General features: G+C 28.5%; 22 protein-coding genes. 6 read left to right on the forward strand and 16 right to left on the reverse strand.

Translation table 11 applies throughout. The features are described 5' to 3' along the window. The 3 genes from KGF45_RS18315 to KGF45_RS18325 all read left to right on the forward strand — a co-directional run. The coding region (locus KGF45_RS18315; protein ID WP_227842999.1) for an ATP-binding cassette domain-containing protein at window positions 1–746 on the forward strand (746 nt) is incomplete at its 5' end. 153 nt (window positions 747–899) lie between these two features. Continuing rightward, window positions 900–1,922: a CD0873 family tyrosine ABC transporter substrate-binding lipoprotein gene (locus KGF45_RS18320; protein ID WP_227830167.1), complete on the forward strand. Its 1,023-nt coding sequence runs from the start codon at window positions 900–902 to the stop codon at window positions 1,920–1,922. A gap of 32 nt (window positions 1,923–1,954) precedes the next feature. After that, on the forward strand, window positions 1,955–2,971 hold the full coding sequence (locus tag KGF45_RS18325; protein WP_227830166.1) for an ABC transporter substrate-binding protein: 1,017 nt from the start codon (window positions 1,955–1,957) through the stop codon (window positions 2,969–2,971). Window positions 2,972–3,157: 186 nt separating this feature from the next. Here KGF45_RS18325 and KGF45_RS18330 read toward each other — a convergent pair whose 3' ends face one another. The 4 genes from KGF45_RS18330 to modA form a co-directional block, all read right to left on the reverse strand. Continuing rightward, window positions 3,158–3,715 carry a sugar O-acetyltransferase gene (locus KGF45_RS18330; RefSeq protein WP_227843000.1) on the reverse strand — a complete coding sequence of 186 codons (558 nt, stop codon included), beginning with the start codon at window positions 3,713–3,715 and terminating at the stop codon, window positions 3,158–3,160. A 5-nt stretch (window positions 3,716–3,720) separates the two neighbouring features. Continuing rightward, entirely contained in the window at window positions 3,721–4,797 is a 1,077-nt protein-coding gene (locus KGF45_RS18335) for a sulfate/molybdate ABC transporter ATP-binding protein (RefSeq protein WP_227830164.1), read from the reverse strand. Further along, window positions 4,798–5,481, reverse strand: a complete 684-nt coding sequence (gene modB / locus KGF45_RS18340; RefSeq protein WP_227843001.1) for a molybdate ABC transporter permease subunit — start codon at window positions 5,479–5,481, stop codon at window positions 4,798–4,800. 148 nt (window positions 5,482–5,629) lie between these two features. Next, complete coding sequence (gene modA, locus KGF45_RS18345) at window positions 5,630–6,442, reverse strand: molybdate ABC transporter substrate-binding protein (RefSeq protein WP_227830162.1); 813 nt, start codon at window positions 6,440–6,442, stop codon at window positions 5,630–5,632. Between the two features lie 192 nt (window positions 6,443–6,634). Here modA and KGF45_RS18350 point away from each other — a divergent pair, with 192 nt between their 5' ends. Then, window positions 6,635–7,564: a helix-turn-helix transcriptional regulator gene (locus KGF45_RS18350; RefSeq protein WP_227830161.1), complete on the forward strand. Its 930-nt coding sequence runs from the start codon at window positions 6,635–6,637 to the stop codon at window positions 7,562–7,564. Window positions 7,565–7,724: 160 nt separating this feature from the next. On the opposite strand, the gene KGF45_RS18355 is transcribed toward KGF45_RS18350, so the two are convergent. The 8 genes from KGF45_RS18355 to KGF45_RS18390 form a co-directional block, all read right to left on the reverse strand. After that, window positions 7,725–8,174: a hypothetical protein gene (locus KGF45_RS18355; RefSeq protein WP_227843002.1), complete on the reverse strand. Its 450-nt coding sequence runs from the start codon at window positions 8,172–8,174 to the stop codon at window positions 7,725–7,727. A 283-nt stretch (window positions 8,175–8,457) separates the two neighbouring features. After that, a complete protein-coding gene (locus KGF45_RS18360) occupies window positions 8,458–9,429 on the reverse strand; it encodes an alpha/beta hydrolase (RefSeq protein WP_227843003.1) in 972 nt (323 codons plus the stop codon). A 189-nt stretch (window positions 9,430–9,618) separates the two neighbouring features. Beyond that, window positions 9,619–10,473 (reverse strand): protein-ADP-ribose hydrolase, encoded by an 855-nt coding sequence (locus KGF45_RS18365; RefSeq protein WP_227830158.1) that lies wholly within the window; start codon window positions 10,471–10,473, stop codon window positions 9,619–9,621. 333 nt (window positions 10,474–10,806) lie between these two features. Then, complete coding sequence (locus KGF45_RS18370) at window positions 10,807–11,751, reverse strand: ATP-binding cassette domain-containing protein (RefSeq protein WP_227830157.1); 945 nt, start codon at window positions 11,749–11,751, stop codon at window positions 10,807–10,809. Next, window positions 11,744–12,769: an ABC transporter ATP-binding protein gene (locus tag KGF45_RS18375; protein ID WP_227843004.1), complete on the reverse strand. Its 1,026-nt coding sequence runs from the start codon at window positions 12,767–12,769 to the stop codon at window positions 11,744–11,746. Before KGF45_RS18375 ends, KGF45_RS18370 begins: the two co-directional genes overlap by 8 nt. A 73-nt stretch (window positions 12,770–12,842) precedes the next feature. Beyond that, window positions 12,843–14,411: an ABC transporter substrate-binding protein gene (locus tag KGF45_RS18380; RefSeq protein WP_227830155.1), complete on the reverse strand. Its 1,569-nt coding sequence runs from the start codon at window positions 14,409–14,411 to the stop codon at window positions 12,843–12,845. Between the two features lie 115 nt (window positions 14,412–14,526). Further along, window positions 14,527–15,438, reverse strand: a complete 912-nt coding sequence (locus KGF45_RS18385; protein WP_227843005.1) for an ABC transporter permease — start codon at window positions 15,436–15,438, stop codon at window positions 14,527–14,529. Next, window positions 15,422–16,408, reverse strand: a complete 987-nt coding sequence (locus KGF45_RS18390; RefSeq protein WP_227830153.1) for an ABC transporter permease — start codon at window positions 16,406–16,408, stop codon at window positions 15,422–15,424. The genes KGF45_RS18385 and KGF45_RS18390 overlap by 17 nt, the downstream gene beginning before the upstream one ends. Window positions 16,409–16,757: 349 nt before the next feature. Between KGF45_RS18390 and KGF45_RS18395 the strand changes: the two genes are divergently transcribed. After that, on the forward strand, window positions 16,758–17,192 hold the full coding sequence (locus KGF45_RS18395) for a MarR family winged helix-turn-helix transcriptional regulator (RefSeq protein WP_255287880.1): 435 nt from the start codon (window positions 16,758–16,760) through the stop codon (window positions 17,190–17,192). A 2-nt stretch (window positions 17,193–17,194) separates the two neighbouring features. After that, on the forward strand, window positions 17,195–17,593 hold the full coding sequence (locus KGF45_RS18400; protein ID WP_227830152.1) for an HsmA family protein: 399 nt from the start codon (window positions 17,195–17,197) through the stop codon (window positions 17,591–17,593). A 120-nt stretch (window positions 17,594–17,713) separates the two neighbouring features. On the opposite strand, the gene KGF45_RS18405 is transcribed toward KGF45_RS18400, so the two are convergent. The 4 genes from KGF45_RS18405 to KGF45_RS18420 form a co-directional block, all read right to left on the reverse strand. Then, window positions 17,714–17,938 carry a NifU family protein gene (locus KGF45_RS18405; RefSeq protein WP_227830151.1) on the reverse strand — a complete coding sequence of 75 codons (225 nt, stop codon included), beginning with the start codon at window positions 17,936–17,938 and terminating at the stop codon, window positions 17,714–17,716. A 35-nt stretch (window positions 17,939–17,973) separates the two neighbouring features. Further along, window positions 17,974–19,341, reverse strand: a complete 1,368-nt coding sequence (locus KGF45_RS18410) for a M20 family metallopeptidase (RefSeq protein ID WP_227843006.1) — start codon at window positions 19,339–19,341, stop codon at window positions 17,974–17,976. An 82-nt stretch (window positions 19,342–19,423) separates the two neighbouring features. Beyond that, on the reverse strand, window positions 19,424–20,938 hold the full coding sequence (locus KGF45_RS18415) for a DUF6179 domain-containing protein (RefSeq protein WP_227843007.1): 1,515 nt from the start codon (window positions 20,936–20,938) through the stop codon (window positions 19,424–19,426). Between the two features lie 23 nt (window positions 20,939–20,961). After that, window positions 20,962–21,396: a DUF6323 family protein gene (locus KGF45_RS18420; RefSeq protein WP_227840101.1), complete on the reverse strand. Its 435-nt coding sequence runs from the start codon at window positions 21,394–21,396 to the stop codon at window positions 20,962–20,964. Between the last annotated feature and the right edge of the window lie 249 nt (window positions 21,397–21,645).

Genomic DNA, 21,645 nt, shown 5'->3' on the forward strand with positions numbered 1-21,645 from the left:
TTAAAAATATTTCAAAGAGTTTCCCAAATCCATATGGTCAACCCAACACTATATTTGAAAATTTATCTCTTAGTATAGAAGATGGTGAATTTGTAAGTATCATAGGTAGTAATGGAACTGGTAAATCCACTTTATTAAATATAATATCGGGTCTTATAAAAGAATCTTCTGGTCAAGTATTATTAAATAAACACAATCTATCTAATTTAGCTGAACATAGAAGAACTCAAATAGTAAGTAGAGTTTTTCAAGACCCAAGTTTAGGAACTTGTCCTTCTATGACAGTTAGAGAAAACTTATCCTTGGCTCTTAATAAAGGTAAGTTATTGAATCTAAAAAAATGTCTTCGTTATAAAAGAGATTTTCTAGAAAATTTATTAGAAGGAGTTTCTCTGGATTTAAAAAAATACCTAGACGTACAAGTACAATTTTTATCAGGAGGTCAAAGACAATCACTTTCACTAATTATGTCATGCTTAACAAGCCCTTCAGTTTTATTACTTGATGAACATACAGCGGCACTTGACCCAAAGACATCAAATGAAGTAATTGAATTAACTGATAAGATTGTAAGAGAAAAAAATATAACTACCCTTATGGTAACTCACAACTTAAAGCATGCTCTTCAGTATGGAGATAGATTGATAATGCTCCATAAAGGTGAAGTTGTCTTAGATGTAAAGGGAAAAGAAAAAGAAAAATTAACAGTTGAAGAAATATTAGAAAAATTTGAATATGCAGTTTAAAAGTATCTATTATGATAATTTAATTTTAGCTTAGTTACAAATTAGTTTATTTATAAAATAATTTTAAAGTCATAATATTTTTAGCAATACTACAACAATTCATATGAATATATGAACATATATAACAATAAAACTTTTGAGGGGGATATAAAAATGATTAATAAAAAAAGATTGGTAAGTTTAATTTTAGCTGGTGCTCTTGGAGTATCTATGCTTACAGGATGTTCACAAGGTGGAGACTCTGGCAATTCTAAACAAGAAAATAGCTCTAAAGATAAAGAAGTGAAAAAAATTGGTATAACTCAATTGGTTGAACATCCAGCCTTAGATGCTACTAAAACAGGATTTGTAAAAGCCTTAGAAAAAAATGGATTTAAAGATGGAGAAAATATTGATATAGATTTCCAAAATGCTCAAAATGATATGCCTACTACACAAAGTATTGCAAGTAAATTTGCATCTGATAAAAAGGATTTAATATTTGCCATATCTACTCCATCTGCTCAAGCAGCGTACAATGCAACTAAGGATATACCTATACTTATAACTGCTGTCAGTGACCCTGTTGCTGCTGGCTTAGTTAAATCAATTGAAAAACCAGGTGGAAATGTATCTGGAACATCAGATTTCGTTTCTGTGGAAAAAGGCTTAGAACTTCTTAAAATATTTGCTCCTAAGGCAAAAACTATAGGAGTTATGTACAATACTAGTGAAGTTAATTCAAAAGTTCAAGTGGATGCTTTAAAAGAATATGCTTCTAAAAATGGTTTTAAAGTTGTTGAAAAAGGGATAACTACTTCAAATGAAGTCAATCAGGGAATTTCTAGTTTAGTTGGTAAGATAGATGTTTTATATGTTCCTACTGACAACTTAGTAGCTTCTTCTATGCCTATAGTTTCTAAAATAGCTACTGAAAATAAGATTCCAGTTATAGCAGCTGAATCTGGTCCAGTTGAAAAAGGTGCTCTTGCTTGTCAAGGTATAAACTATGAAAAACTTGGTTACAAAACAGGTGAGATGGCTGTTAAAATTTTAAATGGTGAATCAGTTTCTGATATGCCTGTAGCTACATCAGATGATACAGATATCATTGTTAATGAAGATATATTAAAAGCTTTAGGTATGGAAAAACCTTCTAATGAAAATATTTCTTATGTAAAAACTAAACAAGAATAAATATAATAGATTTTTATGAGGGAGTGGTCAAAATGAAGTCCAGTAAGTTGATAAATTTAATTTTAATTGGTGTTCTTAGTGTATCCACCATTACAGGTTGTTCTAAAAATAATGAGGATGATTCAAATAAATCATCTGATAAAAATAATGAAATTAAAAAAATTGGTATTACTCAATTGGTTGAGCATCAAGCTTTAGATGCATCTAGAGAAGGATTCATTAAAGCTCTAGAAGATAATGGATTTAAAGATGGTAAAAATATAGAAATAGATTATCAAAATGCTCAAAATGATATGCCTACTACACAAACTATAGCTAGTAAATTTGTTTCTGATAAAAAAGATTTGATATTTGCTATATCTACTCCATCTGCTCAGGCAGCATACAATGCTACTAAAGATATACCTATACTTATAACTGCTGTAACTGACCCTGTTTCTGCTGGATTTGCAGATTCTTTAGATAAACCAGGTAAAAATGTTTCTGGAACTTCCAATTTTACACCTATTGATAAGAGTTTAAAGGCTCTTGATATACTCATCCCACAAGCAAAGACTATAGGTGTTATATATAATACTAGCGAGGTAAATTCTAAAGTTCAAGTTGATAACTTGAAGAAATATGCAAATGATAAAGGCCTTAAAATTGTTGAAAAAGGAATTAGTTCTTCTAGTGAAATAAATCAAGCTGCTTCTAGTTTAATGGGTAATGTAGATGTTATTTACGCTCCTACAGATAATTTACTTGCATCTTCTATGCCTATAGTTTCTCAACTTGCTACTAAAAACAAAATACCTATAATAGCTGCAGAAGAGGGTATGGTAAAAGGTGGAGCATTGGCTTGCCAAGGTATAGATTATGAAAAATTAGGTTATAAGACTGGTGAGATGGCTGTTAAGATTCTAAAAGGAGAATCTAAAGTTTCAGATATGCCTATAACAAGTTTAGAAGAAACTAATTTAATTATTAATGAAGATACTCTAAAGGCACTTTCTATAGATAAACCTTCTGACGAGAATATAGTTTATATTAAAACTGAAAATAAATAATTTGGCTACTCTAATTAATATAAAATATTAAAACAAAGTAAAATTCAATGAGATTTTTGTATACAATCAATATGCCTGTTTCTATGAGTTTTTCAAGACATAAAACAGGCATATATTTTTACTTTTAATACATTATTTATTTAAAGATAGTATGTAAATACTCTTAACTTATTTATATAAATAAGCTTATTTTTCTATTTTCTTTATTACTCTACATGGATTTCCAACTGCTATAGTATTTGATGGTATATCTTTTGTAACCACACTTCCTGCACCTATTACCACATTATCACCTATAGTAACTCCTGGAGTTATAATTGCTCCTCCACCTATCCATGCATTATGCCCTATCTTTACAGGTGAGCCATACTCTATTCCTGAAATTCTAAGCTGTGCATCAATTGGATGATAAGCTGTATAAATTTGAACATTTGGAGCTAACATTACATTATCACCGATTTCAATTTTACATACATCTAAAAAAATACAGTCATAATTTGCAAAAAAATTTTCACCTACATATATATTATATCCATAGTCACACTTTATGCTTTGTTCCACATTTATTTTATTACCAACTGAACCAAATAGTTGTCTTAAAATATCTGCTCTCTTTTCATACTCATCTTCCAAAGTATTATTAAATAATCTAGTTAATTTTCTACAATACTCTCTCTCTTTTACTAACAATTCATCACTTGCATAGTAACCTTGACCTGACAACATTTTTTCTTTTTCAGTCATATAATTTACTCCTTTTCGTTGTAATTGTACTTAAAGCAAAATAAATATTCCTGTGGAAAATCTAAATAAATGCTGTCTCCCTTCTCAAATCTCATTTTGTTTTTTTCTAATTCTATTTGAATAGGCATACTTTCACTAGATAAATTATGGTTTCTAGCATATATAGTATATGTAAATGGATTTTCTATGATGTTAATTAATTGAAAACATAACTTGCCATCTAAATTTTCACTAGAATCTAAAACCTTAATATGATGCTCTCTGATTCCCACATATTCTATATTATCACCTATGTTTCCAGTTAATGTCAACTTGCATCCCCAATCTGTGGCGTAAATAGTATTTTCATCTATTCTATTTAATCGAGATATATTTTTACATCCTGTTATTTTTGCTTCTATAAGATATTTTGGAAACTCAAATAGTTCTTTTTTAGGTCTTTTGGGAAGACCTTCTCCTTTATTATAAACCATAATATCATCACAAACTCGGTAAGCTTCTTCAATATCATGAGTAACAAACAATATATCTCCCTTATAATCTTTTAACATGTTCATAAGTTCTTTTTCCATATTACTCCTCAAATGATGGTCTAATGCAGAAAAAGGTTCATCTAAAAGTAGTATATCTGGAGATGTAGCTAATGCTCTAGCTAGTGCCACTCTTTGTTGTTGCCCGCCAGATAATTGCCAAGGATATCTCCCCTCAAATCCATTTAATTTAAGTATTTCTAAATATTTCATTATTATTTCCTTTTTTTCATCTTTACTTAACTTCGAAAGACCAAGTTCGATATTTTGGCTTACAGTCATATGTGGAAATAATGCATAATTTTGAAATAAAAAACCAACGTTTCTTTCTTGTGTTGATAAATTTATCTTTTTTTCAGAATCAAACAACACTCTTTCATTTAATATAATCTTACCTCTTGTAGGTTTTTCAAGTCCTGCTATACATTTTAATGTCATACTTTTTCCAGAACCAGATTCACCTAAAAATCCTAAAATTCCTTTTTCCTGTTCAATTTTTACTTTTAATTTAAAAGAGGATAAATCTTTTTCAATATCTACATATAAACTCAACTATCTACACCTCTTTCCTATTATTTTCTGCTGGAATTCCGACCAATAATTTAATAATAAAATCATTGCTATAGATATTGCTACAATAATCATAACCCACATCATAGCTTTATTCATATCTCCACCTTCAACTGCAAAAAATATAGCGATTGGCATCGTTTGAGTTTTTCCAGGTATATTTCCAGCTATCATAAGTGTAGCACCAAATTCTCCAAGTGCTCTGGCAAACGACAACACAAGTCCACCTATTATCCCAGGCCAAGCTAATGGTACTGCAATCTTTAAAAAAACTTTCCATTCATTAAGACCTAAGGTTCTAGCAGCAGACAACATATTGTTATCAATTTGTTCAAAAGCTGACCTTGAGGTTCTATACATCATAGGAAAAGATACTACTACTGCTGAGATTACAGTTGCTGTCCAGCTAAATATTAAGGTTTTATCAAAATTCAGTAAAAATTTACCTACAAAGCCATTTTTCCCACATAACAACAATAAAAAGAATCCAACAACTGTGGGTGGCAAAATTAATGGAAGTGTAAATATACCATCTATAAAACCTTTCCACTTACCTCTATAGTTAGCCATAATATATGACACAAATATTCCTATTATAAAAGTTATTATCGTTGACAAAAAAGCTGTCTTAAGTGATATCCATAAAGGTGACCAATCTGTCCCCATTTTTTCCCTCCTTAATTTAAATGGAAATAGTGAAATTAATAAATCTATTAATTTCACTATTTCCATTTTATTATAATATACAATTATTTTCAATTTTCATTTATCTATATACAATTTCTTTTTAATTATATATAAATTATTTTTAAACTTATTCTACTTTTTTATATCCAAATTCCTCAAAAATCTTTTGTCCTGCATCACTTAATAGAAATTCTTCAAATTTCTTAGCAGCATCTGCATTTTTACTAGCTTCAATTACTGCAACTGGATATGTAATAGGTGAATGAGTTTTTTCATCTGTTTTTTCAACTACTTTTATTTTATCATTATTAACAGTATCACTAAAGTAAACGAATCCAACATCTGCATTTCCTGATTGTACCCATGCTAAAACTTCTTTTACATCTTTTGCAAACACTAATTTATCTTTCAATGTATCTTTTAAATTTAAATTAGTTAATACTTCATCTGCATATTTACCTGCTGGAACACTTTCAGCTTCTCCAACTGCAATTTTCTTTACTTTATCTGTAGTTAAGTCTTTCATACTAGATACATCGCTACCAGCAGAAGAAATAAGAACTAAATCATTTTTAACTAAATCTTTCATAGTATCAGAAACCAATAACTTTTCTTCATCTAAAGCTTTCATTTGTTTTTGGCCTGCTGAAATAAATAAATCACATGGTGCACCTTGTTCTATTTGTTGTTGAAGCGAACCTGATGCTCCATAGTTAACTGTAAGTTTTACATTGGAATCAACTTTTTTGTATTCTTCTTCAATTTTTGCCATTGCTTCTTTTAAACTTGCTGCAGCTGATATGTTTAATTCTACTGCCTCACTACTTTTACTTGTTTGTTCTTCTTTTCCATCATCTTTTGGACTTTCTTTACTACTACATCCAACTGTCCCCAAAGTTAAACATGCAACTAGTCCTAATATTCCCAATATTTTTTTCATAATACTCTCCCTTTTTGTAAATTTGATACATATTTTAATTCGTTTTATCATGTTTTATCATGTTTTGTTATGTATAACTTAATTATATATACCTGCTAATAAATTTTCAAGTAAATTATTTATATTACTTTTAAATATTTTTCTACATTTTTCTTTTTTTAATGTTAAAATAACCTTATATGGAGGTGGATTATGGACTCATTATCATCTTTGACACCTGTTGAAGTAGCTGAACTATTAAAAATAACAAAAAATACTGTATATGAATTAATCAAAAGAGGTGAGCTTCCTTCTTACAAAGTAGGTAAAAAAATAAGAGTTGATATTAAAGATGTTGAAGAATATATCAACAATCAGAAAACTAGTAAAATTAAAGATACACATTTTAACAATAAAAATATAGATATTGATAATAATTCTAAAATTATTATTTCTGGTCAAGATGTAATATTAGATATTTTAGCTAGGTCTGTTGAAAAAAAATTAGATAGAGTAAATACATTTCGCTCTTATATAGGCAGTTATAATGCTCTATATGAATTGTATAATGGCAGGGTTTCTATAGCATCATCCCATCTATGGGATTTTGAAACAGATGAATACAATAGTACTTTTGTTAAAAAACTGTTACCAGGAATCCCATGTGTACTTATAAATCTAGCTTATAGAATGCAAGGTTTTTACGTTGCTAAAGGAAATCCTAAGGAAATAAAAAATTGGAAGGATTTAACCAGACCAAATATAACACTTGTAAATCGAGAAAAAGGGGCTGGAACTAGAGTTTTGCTTGATGGCAAACTTAGACTTTTAAATTTTAATGGCACTGATATAAATGGTTATTATAATGAAGAATTATCACATTTAGGCGTAGCAAGCAAGGTTTCTCGTGGTATAGCTGATGTTGGATTGGGCAATGAAAAAGCTGCTCTACAAGTAAACAATATTGACTTTATTCCTCTTCACAAGGAACGCTATGATTTGGTCATAAAAAAAGAAGACTTAAAAAACCCTGTCTACCAAACTATAATTAGTATAATTAATTCAGCTGAATTTAAGGCTGAACTTCAGGGTCTTGGTGGATATGATTTGATTGACACAGGTAAAGTCATAGCAGAAGTTTAAAAATAAAAATCGCAATCTATTTTTACAAGACTTATAAATTAATAGTAAGGTAAATTGCGATTTTTATGTATATCAAAAAACTTAACCTATCAAAGAAACCTATACTATTCGTCTTAATAGTCATATATAGAATTCAATACACTAAACAGTTAAATATATATTAATATATATTTACATAATAGTATTTTTCCTTAATGTAGATTAACGCGTTATGTGTTTTAAATATGAATAATTCTCCTCTCTTGTATACATGTGGTAAAATAAATGAGTTTAATAGGTTATATACAAAGTTGCTTTCTTCTTGTATTTTCTCAACTAATAAATTATTAATAAAATTATCTTTTTCATTTTCAATAACTTCACTCCAATTTATTTTAATTTTTAATGTGTATCTTCCTACTAAGTATACACATTCTGCAACAAATAATAACAATACTATATAGTCGGCTCCTCCTGGTTGATATAAACTTCCTGATACTAAGGGTTTAGCAAAAAAGTTATAAAAATTTAAAGTATCTCCTGTATAATCAAAAAATATCAATAGTAATCCCAAAACTCTTAATGCTCTCACATTCAACATGCCTTTTTCTTTATTATTTTTGTTTTTCATATATACTACCTCTCTTTTCGTTAGATTTTGTTATATATAATACTAACTCTTTTATTTGAGGTATAAGTGAATTTAATTGGTAGTTATTTTCATTTTCATAATCAATTAATTCATATTAAACATTTATATTTAATATGAAAAAGGGACTGTCTCAAAATAGAGATAAGCCTCTTTGTCATTGTTGAAATGATGAAAATATAGTTGATTTCATACAAAAAAGAGTGCCTCATGAACTAAAAAGTTCATTTTGAGACACCCCCTTGAAATATACAACTAATTTCTATTAATTAATAATACTACTATCTATAAACTTGAAAATTCTATTGAAATATGTTCTACTATCAGAGTCATATCCAGCGACATGTTCAACACCTTCTATAAGCCATAGCTCTTTTTTATTATGTTTGACTAAGTCATACATTGTTTGGCTATTTTGATAATTACAAACAGTGTCTTTTGTTCCATGTATAAATAGTATAGGAACATTACTCTTTTCGATTGCCTTATATGGCTCTACATCACTATACCAAAATCCAGATTTAAATTTATTATACAAATCTCCACATGCTACTACATAATTTACTAATATATTTGGTATATGTTTTTCTATTACTCCCATTCTAATGGCATCCTTCATTTCAGAATATGGAGAATCTAATATATAAAAATCGACCTCTTGACTTTCTGAATTTATAGCTGTATGCATAGTAGCCGTTCCTGCACCCATAGAAAATCCATGGATTCCCAATTCACCACCTGGGAATTTATTTTTTACAAACTTAACCATACTATCTAAATCATATCTCTCATAAAGACCAAATGTGAAATTATCGCCTCCACTGTTACCAGTATTTCTTTGATTGTAAATCAATACATTATAACCTTTATCTAAGTATTCATATGCTATTTTTAACATTTCATAGTGACTACTTCCAATTCCATGAACAACTATAATAGTATTTTTTGTTTTTATATTTGAATTTATAAAAAGACTTTCCAGTTTGTAATTATTAGAACTTTGTATCATTAACTCCTCTGTCTTGTAGTTTTTTAATTTATCTAATGGTTTATCTTTTCTCTCAGAAAATACTTTTACTACATCCTCTTTTTTTATTAACTGTTCTGAGCCAACTGAGCTATCGTACACCAATTTTCCAAATATGTACGATATGATTAATAGTATTAACAGAAATACAACTGACACAACTATTACCTTATTTGTTAAACTAATATAATTTTTAAAACTATTTTTCATATTTATTTACCATTTAATTTTCCTATATTGTGTTTTTTAAAAGTAATACAATCACTACTTATACTACTCTTATGATTTCTATTATACCTATTAATCTACTAAAATTACAAATTATATTTTTTTAATCATTAATATTTATAAGCTATTACCTCATCTAATAAATATTACTATATACTTTATTGACAAGTACTATCTAAATATTCTTCTATATTTTTCTTCTTCCTCTTCTGTGAATACATTAAATACAACTTTTAAATTTTTCTCATGATTTTCTTTTAACCACAATCTCACCCTATTTACAGCAAGATTAGCTGCTTCTTTTTTTGGATATCCAAATACCCCTGTAGAAATACCACAAAAAACGATATTCTTTATTTCATCAATTTCTCTTATAGTATTTAGAGATGATTTGTAGCAATGTAGTAATTGTTTTTCCTGTTCTTTACTTGGCTGACCACCAGATACAATAGGTCCAACAGTGTGTACTACAAATTTTGCAGGTAGACAATAACCTCTAGTTATTTTAGCATCTCCTGTATATTCTAAATGTCCTTGTTTTTTTATTATTTTGTCACAATCTTCTCTAAGTCTAGGACCTGCACATGAATGTATCTCATTATCTACACATAAATGTAATGGTTGCAGGCATCCCAATAACTTATTATTTGCAGCATTTACTATTGCATCTGCTTTTAAATTAGTTATATTGCCTCTCCATATAGCAATACCTTCCTCTACTTCTTCTATATCATTTACATCTACTAACTCTCTTTCTTCACATTCAATTAACAATAAATTATGTAACATACTCAGTATCTCTGGAGCAATTTCTTTTGGTGGATATACATTAAGAAGTCCTCTAAGTATATCTCTAGGCTTGATTTCATCATTTGATAAATTGTATATTTTAGAAGGAACTTCTTTTGAAAAATATGCAATTAAAGTGTTTATATTTTTCTTTTTTTGTTCGTCAGTTAGAGGTTTGATACTTCTATCAAAATCCTCAAATAAGTTTACATCATCAGCATAATCTCTCCACTTCATAGCTATCTCTCCATTCTTGTATTTTAGAATTATAAAAAATAATTATGTATTATGTACATACTTATTTATTTCTATAAACACTTACATAAATCCTGTTAAAAGTGTAAATTTTTTAATATTAATATATTTAAAGACAAAATATAGAACTATTTTAAGTATTTTATAGAACCCTTTATAGAAATAATATGCTACTTGCTAACACTTTAAACATAAAATTTTTAAATATAATAATTAAAGGCGAAAGTTTCTAAAACTGACACTTTTACACATAAATTTATATACATAAAAACCACTCTAAATCTATATACTCTCTTACCTAGAGTGGTTTTTACACTAAACAACTTTTAAATTTTGTTGGTATTTATCTATATCTGATTTAGAAGCATATACAAAATGACCATCTGAAACCTCAATCCAACTTGATAACTCATCATTTGAACAATTATACATACTAGAATTATATTCCACTCTATTTCTTAGCTTAGCATATCTTGGGTCAGGAATAGGAATTGCAGAAAGTAAAGACTTTGTATATGGATGAATAGGATTATTATACAACTCTTCTGAATCCGCTAATTCTACTAATTTTCCATTATGCATAACTCCTATACGGTCACTAATATGTCTCACCATAGATAAATCATGCGCTATAAACAAACAAGTTAAGTTTTTTTCTTGCTGTAATTTTTTAAATAAATTTACTATTTGTGCTTGTATAGATACATCTAAAGAAGCTATAGGTTCATCAGCTATTATAAACTCTGGGTCTACTGAAAGAGCTCGAGCTATACCAATACGTTGTCTTTGTCCACCCGAAAAGTCAGAAGGATACTTATTTGCATAGCTTCTATCAAGCCCAACTAAATTTAACATCTCATAGACTTTATCCAGTCTTTCTGCTTTATTTTTACAGACACCCTGAATTTTAAGTGGCTCTGAAATTATATCTCCAATTGTCATACGAGGATTTAATGATGAAGTAGAATCTTGAAAAATAATCTGCATACTTTTATTTACATCTTTTTTTACAAATTTATATGCTTTTTTATCTGAGATACAATTTCCCTTATAAATTACCTCTCCACCAGTAGGCTCATGTAACTTTATTATAGTTTTACCAGTTGTAGATTTTCCCGAACCAGATTCTCCTACTAAACCAAATATCTCTCCTTTATATATATCAAAACTTATATCATCAACTGCTTTTACAGTAGTACTTTTATCCAAATGAAAATATTGTTTTAAATTTTTTATTTCTAGTAATTTTTCTTTATTCATTAGAAATCACCCTTCCACCATTTACCCTAACTGGTATATTTATTTTAGGTGCATCTGGATGCAATAACCAAGTTGCTGCACTGTGTGTATCATTAATTTTAAACATTGGTGGCTCCTTTTCATAATCTATCCTAAGAGCATTTTTATTTCTTACTGCAAATGCATCCCCCTTTGGAGGATTTAATAAATTTGGAGGCATTCCAGGTATATTATACAAATACTCTTCTTGTGAATCTAAAGTAGGTAATGAACCTAATAATCCCCAAGTATATGGATGTCTAGGGTCATAAAATATATCTTCTACTGTTCCTATTTCTACAATCTTACCTGCATACATAACTGCTATCCTATCAGCCATAGTTGCAACTACACCTAAATCATGAGTTATAAATATTATTGATAAACCTATTTTATCTTGTAGTTCTTTTATTAAGTCAATTATCTGAGCTTGTATAGTCACATCCAAGGCTGTTGTAGGCTCATCAGCAATTAATACTTCTGGATTACAAGCCAGTGCTATAGCAATTACTATACGTTGCCTCATTCCTCCTGAAAAATGATGCGGAAATTGTTTAAATCTTTTTTCAGGATTATCTATCCCAACTAATTCAATAAGTTCTATAGCTCTTTTTTTAGCTTCACTTTTACTTATGCCTTGATGGATTACTATAGCTTCAGTTATTTGCTTTCCTATTGATATGGTTGGATTCAAAGATGTCATAGGGTCTTGAAATATCATTGATATATCTCTTCCTCTAATCTTTTCCATTTCTTTCTCAGATTTTTTAACTAAGTCCTTTGATTTAAGTAGAACCTCTCCACCTTTGATATATCCATTATATGGAAGTATCTTCATCAAACTTTTACACAATACAGATTTTCCACAACCAGATTCTCCTACTATAGCTAGTGTTTCACCCTTCTTTAGAGTAAAATACACATCTCTCACAGCTTGTACTTCACCTTCTTCAATTTTAAAGCTTACAGATAGATTATTAACCTCCAATAAATGTTCCAAAAACCATCAACCCCTATGCTATTCAAACCTTAGGGATATATTTTATCCCTAAGGTTTCTAATTAATCTAACTATTATTCTATTGTCCAATCAGCTATGTTCCAGAATATACCTACACCATGATGACCTAAAACTGTATCAGGTGTTAAACCTTTTATATTTGGTTTTCCAACATATATGGCATCTATATAAGCAATAAATGTGTATGGCATATCTTTAGTCATCTCTACTTGGAATTGTTTATATAACTTTAATTTTTCATCTTTATTTTCTGTTTCTCTTGCTTGTTGAAGTATTTTATCTATAGTAGGATTAGAATAAGCATTATAGTTTGCACCTTTATCTGTTCCAAATACTTTATATGTATGGTCATCTGGGTCAAATGGACTTCCCCAACCGATTAAATGTGCATCTTGATTAGCCCAATCTGTTTCAGTTACAACTACAGCTTTAGCATCAACACCTATTTCTTTTAACTGCTGTGCACATATTTTAGCCATATCAACTCTAACTTGGTCACTTTCACCAGCTGTTATTTCAAAAGCTAATTTAGTACCTTCTTTTTCATATATTCCATCAGAACCTAATTTCCAACCTAATTTCTCAATTTCTTGCTTAGCTTTTTCTGGATTATACTCAAATTTCTCTATATCAGGATTATTATATGGTCCCATTTGTAAAGGTGAATATGCTGGTACACCATGTCCCAATAATACACTATCAACTATTGCTTTTCTATCTATTGCATAACTTAAAGCATTTGGTAATCCTTTAGTCTTTTCATCTTTAAAGAATTTAGAATTGAAGTTATATAGTATCCCTCTATAATCTGCAGTTTTCATTATATTTACTTTAAAATTCTTTTCGTCTTTCTCAAAATTAGACATATCTTTAGGAGTTACTTGTGCTAAATCTAATTCGCCTGATTTTAATTGCATTGCTTTAGCTTTGTCATCTGGTACAATCTTAAATACTACTTTATCTAGACCTGGCTCTTTTACAAAATAATCACTATTTTTAACAAGTGTTATACTTTGACCTTTATCCCATTTTTCAAGTTTAAATGGTCCAGTACCTATTGGTTTTTGATTAAATCCATCAGTAGCTATATCCTTACCTTCTAATGCATGTTTTGGTAATATTCCAACTGTTAGATAATCAAGCATTGCTGTATTTGGTGCTTTTAAAGTAATTTTTATAGTAGTATCATTAACTACATCAATTTTTGTTATATCTTCATAATTTGATGCTATTTCAGAAGCATTGTCTGGATTCATTATAGTTTCCATTGTGAATTTAACATCATTTGCTGTAAACTTCTCTCCATCATGCCATTTAACATCATCTCTTAAATTAAACGTATATGTATTTGTTGCTTCATCAAATTTCCAATCTTTTGCTAGACAAGGAACTACTTTATTATTTTCATCATGAGCTGTTAATCCATTAAATATCAATGAATTTATTTCTCCATGTTCATATAGTGCCGGATTTATACTTGTATAGTCATTACTTCCATAAACAAGTACTTTACCATCTTTAGGTTTATCTGTTTTTTTGTCCCCATTTCCTGCACTAGAACAGCCTGCCATTAGACTAAGTATCATTACTAGACTTAAAACTTTTAATTTCTTTAATTTCATGATGCTCCCCCTTTTGCTTTTAATAATAAATATTTTTTAAAGCTTTGACCCCATTTATTTAAATAGATATTTCAAATACCTTAGTATTTGCTTATTTAACACTTGAAACGCTGATTTATAAATTACTTGATTTTTTATTATTGCTCTTTCTTATATAATTACCAATATTAGTTATACAAACCAATGTAGTAACTAAAAATATACCTGGAATTAGGATAATCCACCATCTATTTGAAAGCAGTGCTTCCTCTGATAAAGATAGCATACTTCCCCAAGAAACAATTTCTATTGGCAAACCAATTCCTAAAAAACTCAGTGTTGATTCAGTTCCAATAGCTGCACCTATATTTGTTACTACCATAAACATTATTGATGCAACAAAATTTGGAAGTAAGTGCTGTTTTAATATATAGAAAAATCCTCCACCCATACTTTTAGCTGCTAGTATGTACTCACTATTTCTTATTTGTCTAACTTCAGTCCTTACAATTTTAGATATATTCATCCAACTTGTTATCCCTATTACTATGGACATAGATATTGGATTTGAATTCCCAAGTATCGCTTGTACAAATATTATAATTAATATTGATGGTATACTAAGTATGATTTCTGTAAATCTCATCATTGCATCATCTACAAGTTCAGATGCTGAACCACTTATGCTACCATAAACAATTCCTATGATAGTTGATATTATTGTCGAAAATATTCCTATAAATAAAGATATTTTTCCTCCATACCATATCATAGAATATATATCTCTTCCCATTGAATCTGTTCCAAAGAAAAAATCTTTACTTGGAGCTAAATTAGAACTTACTAAATCCATATATGTTGGCTCATGTGTCATTATCAAAGATGAAAATACACTTCCAATAACTATAATGGATAAAATGATGATTGATATATATGGTAACTGTTTAAATTTTTCAAACAGAGTTTTTTTTATTTCTATTTGTTCGTCTTCTACTACTGAAATATAATTTTCTCCTACAATCTCAAAATCACTACATTGCAGCTTCATTGTTATCACCTCTATCGTACTTCATTCTAGGGTCTATTTTATTGTTTATAATTTGAGCTAACATATTTCCAAATACTACTAAAGCCCCTGTTATTAGACATAAAACTAATAACATATTATAATCGTGATACTTTGCACTCTCAAAGCAAAGAGTTCCTAACCCAGGATAAGAAAAAACCTTTTCAACTACATAAGTTCCTCCTAATATGTGAGGTATTGAAATAGCCATAATGCTTATATAGGATGGCATTATATTTCTCAGGCAATGCTTAAAAACAATGGTTCTATTGTTTAAACCTTTTGCTTTACATAGCAATACATAATCTTCTCTTATTTCTTCTAGCAATTTATTTCTTATCATATATGTGTAATACCATAAATGGCTCAATATAAGTACTGTAAGAGGTAATATTAAATGAGATATCCTACTTGATATACTAGATTCCTCTCCCATTGAATAAGCTCCACTACTTGGAAGTATACTTAGATTTATACTGAATATAAGTATAAGTACTAAAGCAACCCAGAATGATGGAATACAGTTGGTTATTGTTCCTAGTTTACATATAATCCTATCTATGAGCTTGTCTTCATGCAATGTACAAAAGATTCCAAGAAGTAATGCTAGCGCAAAGGTAAGTATATATCCTGACCCACCTAATATGATAGTGTTTATATAAACATCATTTATAACAGAAGTAACATTTTGCTTATATTTGAATGAAATTCCAAATTCGCCTCTTGATGCATCTGAAATCCATTTTATATATTGACTGTATATTGGTTCGTTTAGACCAAGTTTTTTCATAGCATTTTCTTTCTCTTGAGTACTCATTCTTTCTACACCATCTCCATAGTAAGAAATTAACGGGTCTCCTGGAGCAAGTCTTGCCATATAAAAAACTACAAAAGATAATAAAAACATTACTAAAATAAACTGCAACAACTTTTTAACTATATCCTTTAACAAACCCCTATTCCCCCTTTGTTGCAATAAAAAAAACCACCAAAAGCAAGCGTCAATCGACGTTTAAACCTTCGTGGTTTTATTATCATTAAATAAAAATTAAATTTTAAATATTTATCTATAAACCAATTTTAGCATCATTTATGTTGTGTGTAAACAAACTTTTGAAAAATTGTTAAAATTTCATCAAATTGTTTTATTTTTACCTAAAATAAAATTTTTATGATGTTACGAATCTTTTATTTTATATAATTATTAAGTTTTTTATTATATAATTATTGGTTTTATATTGACTATTTATTAAAACTATATTATATTAGTTTCTATGCAAACCATCTAAGAGGTGATTTTATTGAAAACTAATTATGATTGTTTTAGAATAGCTATGCTTCTCAAAGAACTCTATTCTAAAACAATGTACACAGTGGAAGAAAATTTTAAAGAAAATGGATTGACACATCAACAGATTATAGTTATAAAACTAATAGCTCATAATCAAGAGCTAACAATATCACAACTATGCGATGAGATGTCTTTAGCTAAAGGAACTGTATCAGGTATAGTCAGTAGATTAGAACAAATTGGCTATGTAGAAAAGTTCAAAAAATATGATGATAAGAGAAATACATATGTTAAATTTACAGAAGATGGACTTGAATTTGCTACAAATTTTAAAAGTAAAATGCAAGAAAGCTTTGATGATATTTTTAAAAATTGTGATGAAAAAGAATTAAATGAATTAGTAAAAAATCTTAGAAATATATTAGCAAAAATAAAGGAGAGATAATTATGAATTCTAAATTAATACTTGCAATAGTGTTTATAACATCAGCTTTAATTTTTTATACTATAGGTGTATTTGGAGAGAGAAAAGCTAAAATTTTAAAAAAGAAACATGTAATTATATTTTGGCTTGGTTTAATATTTGATACTTTAGGAACATTTACAATGAGTAATATAGCTAATAGCCACTCTTTTGAAGTAAAATCTGTATTGTCCCAAAATCTTCATAGTATAACAGGTCTCCTAGCAATTGTTCTTATGCTTTTTCATGCAGGATGGGCTACTTTTGTTTTGTATAAGGATGATGAAGATAAGAAAAAATTCTTCCATAAGTTTAGTATAGTTGTATGGACTATCTGGTTAATTCCATACTTTATAGGTATGTTTATTGGTATGGCTGGATAATAAGTAAAAAAAGTGTGTAAGAAAATGAATATACACTTACACACTTTTTCATATCTATCTATAATATTTTACTTACTCTTTTACACAACTTCATAAATCCTTATGTATAATTTAAATTTATTAAACACCTAATACTTGAGTTACTCCTGGAACTTCGCTTACCAAAACATTTTCAATAATAGCTTTTATTGTCATAGTTGCTCCTGGACATCCACTACAAGCACCTTGTAATCTAACTAAAACTACTCCATTCTCATTTACATCTATAAGCTCTACATCTCCACCATCTCTTTGTAATACAGGTTTTATCTTTTGTTCAAGCACTCTTTCAACTTGTTCTCTCATAGTTATTCCCCCCAGAAATATTTTTATTACCAAGATTATACCAATGGTTTAAATTTTTGTCCATCTAATGATTTTTTAAATTCTATATTTGCCTCATCAATAACCTTAGTATTCATAAATACATCATAAGCACTACAAGCCAATACCTTAGCTGAATTTATCATAGCTGAAAATCCTATGCTTGAACCAGCTGATGCACATGACTGCCATGTATGGCTTGCCACACCAACAGGCCATGCTGCCATTGCAAATTGAGCCACTGGTATCACATAACTTACATCTCCAACATCAGTAGAACCAGCTAATCCTTTACCTTCTGCTCCATCAGCTATACCATGATGTATATAACTGTCCATAATAGATTTATCATCTTGGAATGCTGTAGCTACACCTAGTCTCTCTTCCTTAGTAAGAGTAGCACATAATTTTTTTGCAAATTCTTCTTCTTCAGGAGTAGTTTTAGGGGGGCCAACAAGAATCATATTATCGTATACTAAATCAGTTAAACACTGATTTGGTATATAATCATAAATCCCATCAGTAATTACATACTCCATTTCAGTCTCTGTCATCATAGCTGCTCCTTGTGCCACTTTTATTAGCCTGTCAAGAACATGCTCTGCATCTTTTGCTTTTTTACCTCTTATAAAATACCAACTTTCCGCAAAACCAGGAACTACATTAGGTCTTCCCCCACCATTAGTTATAACATAATGCATTCTTATAGAGTCAATTACATGTTCTCTTAAATAATTTGCTCCTACATTCATAAGTTCAACAGCATCCAATGCACTTCTACCATTATGAGGGGCTTGAGCTGCATGTGCTGTTATTCCCTTAAACTTAAATCTAGCAGATAAATTTGCCAGACTTCCACCTCTCCATGTGGCATTTATATCAAAAGGATGCCATGTAAATGCGCAATCTACATTATCAAAACATCCATTTACACACATTACAGTCTTTCCTCCACCTTCTTCTTCAGCAGGACAACCGAAATACTTTATTGTTCCATTAAATTTATTTTTTTCCATTAGTTCTTTAATAGAAACGACTGCTCCTACACCTGCTACACCCAATAAATTATGACCACATCCATGTCCAGATTCTCCCTCTACCAATGGATTTTTTTCTGTACTCACAGATTGTGATAGTTCTGGCAAAGCATCATATTCGCCAAGTATTCCAATTACTGGCTTCCCTTCTCCAAAACTTGCTATAAATCCAGTAGGTAAATTGTCTACTTCTTCAATTTCAAATCCTTTTGACTTTAGATATTCCTTTTGAATACTGCTTGCATACTTTTCTTCAAAAGCTAATTCTGGATTTTCCCATATTTTTTTAGATAAATCAATTAATTCTTCTCTTATCTCCTCAATATTATTTATAATATATTCTTTCATAATCTCCTCCACAGATATGTATTTTTGATATGCTTTACAAATTATATTATATACTAACATTCTATTTATTCACAATTTTTTGTTAATTAATTTGATTTATATATTCTTCTATACAATGTATTTTTTCCTTATTTTGTCTCTTCATAAATTCAATGTACTCTCTTTTCCATAGTGTAGTTTCACTATTTTTATTTAATAAGAGTTCCAATAAATTAATTTCTTCCATTCTCATATCTTCATAAAATACTACACTTCCCAGTATTGCCAATTCAAATTCACTTAATGAAGCAAATAGCATTAGATAATCATCCCCAAATAAGCACTCAGATTCAAGAATATCAATAAAGTCTTTTTTTGCATTGATGTTTTCCTTTATTATTTTTATTTTTTCAATTATAGAAGTACTCTCTAGTACAGCATTGAATATCGCTCTAAATGAATCATCATCTAATTTATTTTCATCATCAACAATATACTTTTCTAAAGGTTCATTTTCATTCTTACTTACAGTTATCATACTTTTAAAAGTGCCACTTTTTATTGAACTTAGTACAGACTCAATAAATATCTTCTCATATGCTTTTATGTATTTTATCATGGCTTCATCTTCTATATTTAATCTTTCTATCAATACATCAATTGCTTCTTCAAGCAATAAAACTATTTTTTCATTTATTGTACTTTGTTTATCGAGTTCTTCAGAATCATTAAAATCAAAACTATTATTTTCTTCAATAAATTCAACTACATTATTTTCCTCATATACCTTAATTTCACCTTCAAAGATATGATTGTAGATGTTTCTAAATTGTTTTTCTAAAAATTCATATTCATATTCTGAAATTTTCAAATTAGTTGATTCATTGCCTAAAATTGTAGAGAAAATAGAGTTATTTATAATAAGTTCAAATAAGTTTATAAGTATAACATCACAATCTATTTTATAAGTTATTCCATAATCATAAAATAATTTTTCTCTATCTTTCTTTTTAAATAAATTACAAAATCTATTTTCTATATCTATACTCTCAATATAATTTTTTACATAATAAATTCCTTGAATATCCATATCATCTAATGCCAATGGATAATCTATACTCACTGGAATATCATAGGCTTCAAATTTTATACTATAGTTTTTAAAGAAACCAGACAATTCCATTAAAGTATCATTATATGCTATTGAGTTAGTATATAATTTTCTACTTTTCATTAGTTCATAAAATTTTTCTAACTCAAGTAAATCATATTCAAGAATTTTAATGCCTTCTAAATATATATTCTTAATATTTTTAGACGTCAATCCTACAATTCTTTTTTCTATATTTTCAAGTTTACTTACATATGCATCAATAGCATACCAAATTGAAAGCAATAATTTTTCAGCAACTTCAGTCTTTACTGATGTACTTTGACCATTTGTATATTTTTTAATTAAATTTATAAGAATTAAGGATATTTCTTGTTGTATGTTATATACTTCTCTCTCATTTATTACTTTACAATCCATACATTCTTTAAGTAGAGATATTGCATATTGATTTTTTATTAGATTATTTTCGTTTATATTGATGTTGGTTAGATTATTATTTGACATAGTAAGTTTCCCCTCTCATTAGATTAAACTTCTCCAAATTTAAACTTTTTTGCAAATTCCTCTGCTTCCCCTCTTACATTATCCATATTCCCTGTAAATTTTTCATAAAGTTCATCAAGTATTTCTATAATTTCATCATCACAAATTTTATCATCTGTTTCATTTTTTAAGTAATAAAAGATTTCTTGCATATCATTAATAGTCTCTAAATAATCATCCATATTTGTAAACTGTGATGTATATATATTTTCTATTAATTTTTTTGTAACTTTTATCTCCAATTCTATTCTTCCATATCCCTTTAAAGTATCATTTCTTGAAGTTATTATATCTTTTACATCCTCCTCTGAAAGTACTAGACCATAACACTTAGATTCTTTATTAGTTTCAAGCAATTCATTTCTTTCTATTTCCTTTAAATTTTGATGCATAGAACTCAAAATAATAGGTGATATCATTTTAAAATTCTCCTTTTCCATTTTTCTATTGACTTTTAACTTATTTTATGATATATTTAAATTAGTATATATATCAACTCACAAAACTACTTATAATAGTATTATTATAAGTAGTTTTTGTCAACTCAAAATTACTATTTTAATTAAATTTTTCAATAAAAAAATATATCATTACTCAGATATATTTTTTATAACTATTTATTCATTTAATAGTTATTTATAATTAAAATCTAAACAATGATATATTAA

The organism is Clostridioides sp. ZZV14-6154, from assembly GCF_020657785.1.
GTDB lineage: Bacteria > Bacillota > Clostridia > Peptostreptococcales > Peptostreptococcaceae > Clostridioides.

What these genes read in the sequence shown, in the direction of transcription:
- KGF45_RS18405 (WP_227830151.1), bottom strand. Translation starts at nt 17,938, where the DNA reads ATGAGAGAACAAGTTGAAAGAGTGCTTGAACAAAAGATAAAACCTGTA.
- KGF45_RS18410 (WP_227843006.1), bottom strand. Translation starts at nt 19,341, where the DNA reads ATGAAAGAATATATTATAAATAATATTGAGGAGATAAGAGAAGAATTA.
- KGF45_RS18355 (WP_227843002.1), bottom strand. Translation starts at nt 8,174, where the DNA reads ATGAAAAACAAAAATAATAAAGAAAAAGGCATGTTGAATGTGAGAGCA.
- KGF45_RS18330 (WP_227843000.1), bottom strand. Translation starts at nt 3,715, where the DNA reads ATGACTGAAAAAGAAAAAATGTTGTCAGGTCAAGGTTACTATGCAAGT.
- KGF45_RS18370 (WP_227830157.1), bottom strand. Translation starts at nt 11,751, where the DNA reads ATGAATAAAGAAAAATTACTAGAAATAAAAAATTTAAAACAATATTTT.
- KGF45_RS18415 (WP_227843007.1), bottom strand. Translation starts at nt 20,938, where the DNA reads ATGTCAAATAATAATCTAACCAACATCAATATAAACGAAAATAATCTA.
- KGF45_RS18385 (WP_227843005.1), bottom strand. Translation starts at nt 15,438, where the DNA reads ATGAAGCTGCAATGTAGTGATTTTGAGATTGTAGGAGAAAATTATATT.
- KGF45_RS18380 (WP_227830155.1), bottom strand. Translation starts at nt 14,411, where the DNA reads ATGAAATTAAAGAAATTAAAAGTTTTAAGTCTAGTAATGATACTTAGT.
- KGF45_RS18360 (WP_227843003.1), bottom strand. Translation starts at nt 9,429, where the DNA reads ATGAAAAATAGTTTTAAAAATTATATTAGTTTAACAAATAAGGTAATA.
- KGF45_RS18320 (WP_227830167.1), top strand. Translation starts at nt 900, where the DNA reads ATGATTAATAAAAAAAGATTGGTAAGTTTAATTTTAGCTGGTGCTCTT.
- KGF45_RS18400 (WP_227830152.1), top strand. Translation starts at nt 17,195, where the DNA reads ATGAATTCTAAATTAATACTTGCAATAGTGTTTATAACATCAGCTTTA.
- modA (WP_227830162.1), bottom strand. Translation starts at nt 6,442, where the DNA reads ATGAAAAAAATATTGGGAATATTAGGACTAGTTGCATGTTTAACTTTG.
- KGF45_RS18420 (WP_227840101.1), bottom strand. Translation starts at nt 21,396, where the DNA reads ATGATATCACCTATTATTTTGAGTTCTATGCATCAAAATTTAAAGGAA.
- KGF45_RS18350 (WP_227830161.1), top strand. Translation starts at nt 6,635, where the DNA reads ATGGACTCATTATCATCTTTGACACCTGTTGAAGTAGCTGAACTATTA.
- modB (WP_227843001.1), bottom strand. Translation starts at nt 5,481, where the DNA reads ATGGGGACAGATTGGTCACCTTTATGGATATCACTTAAGACAGCTTTT.
- KGF45_RS18365 (WP_227830158.1), bottom strand. Translation starts at nt 10,473, where the DNA reads ATGAAGTGGAGAGATTATGCTGATGATGTAAACTTATTTGAGGATTTT.
- KGF45_RS18325 (WP_227830166.1), top strand. Translation starts at nt 1,955, where the DNA reads ATGAAGTCCAGTAAGTTGATAAATTTAATTTTAATTGGTGTTCTTAGT.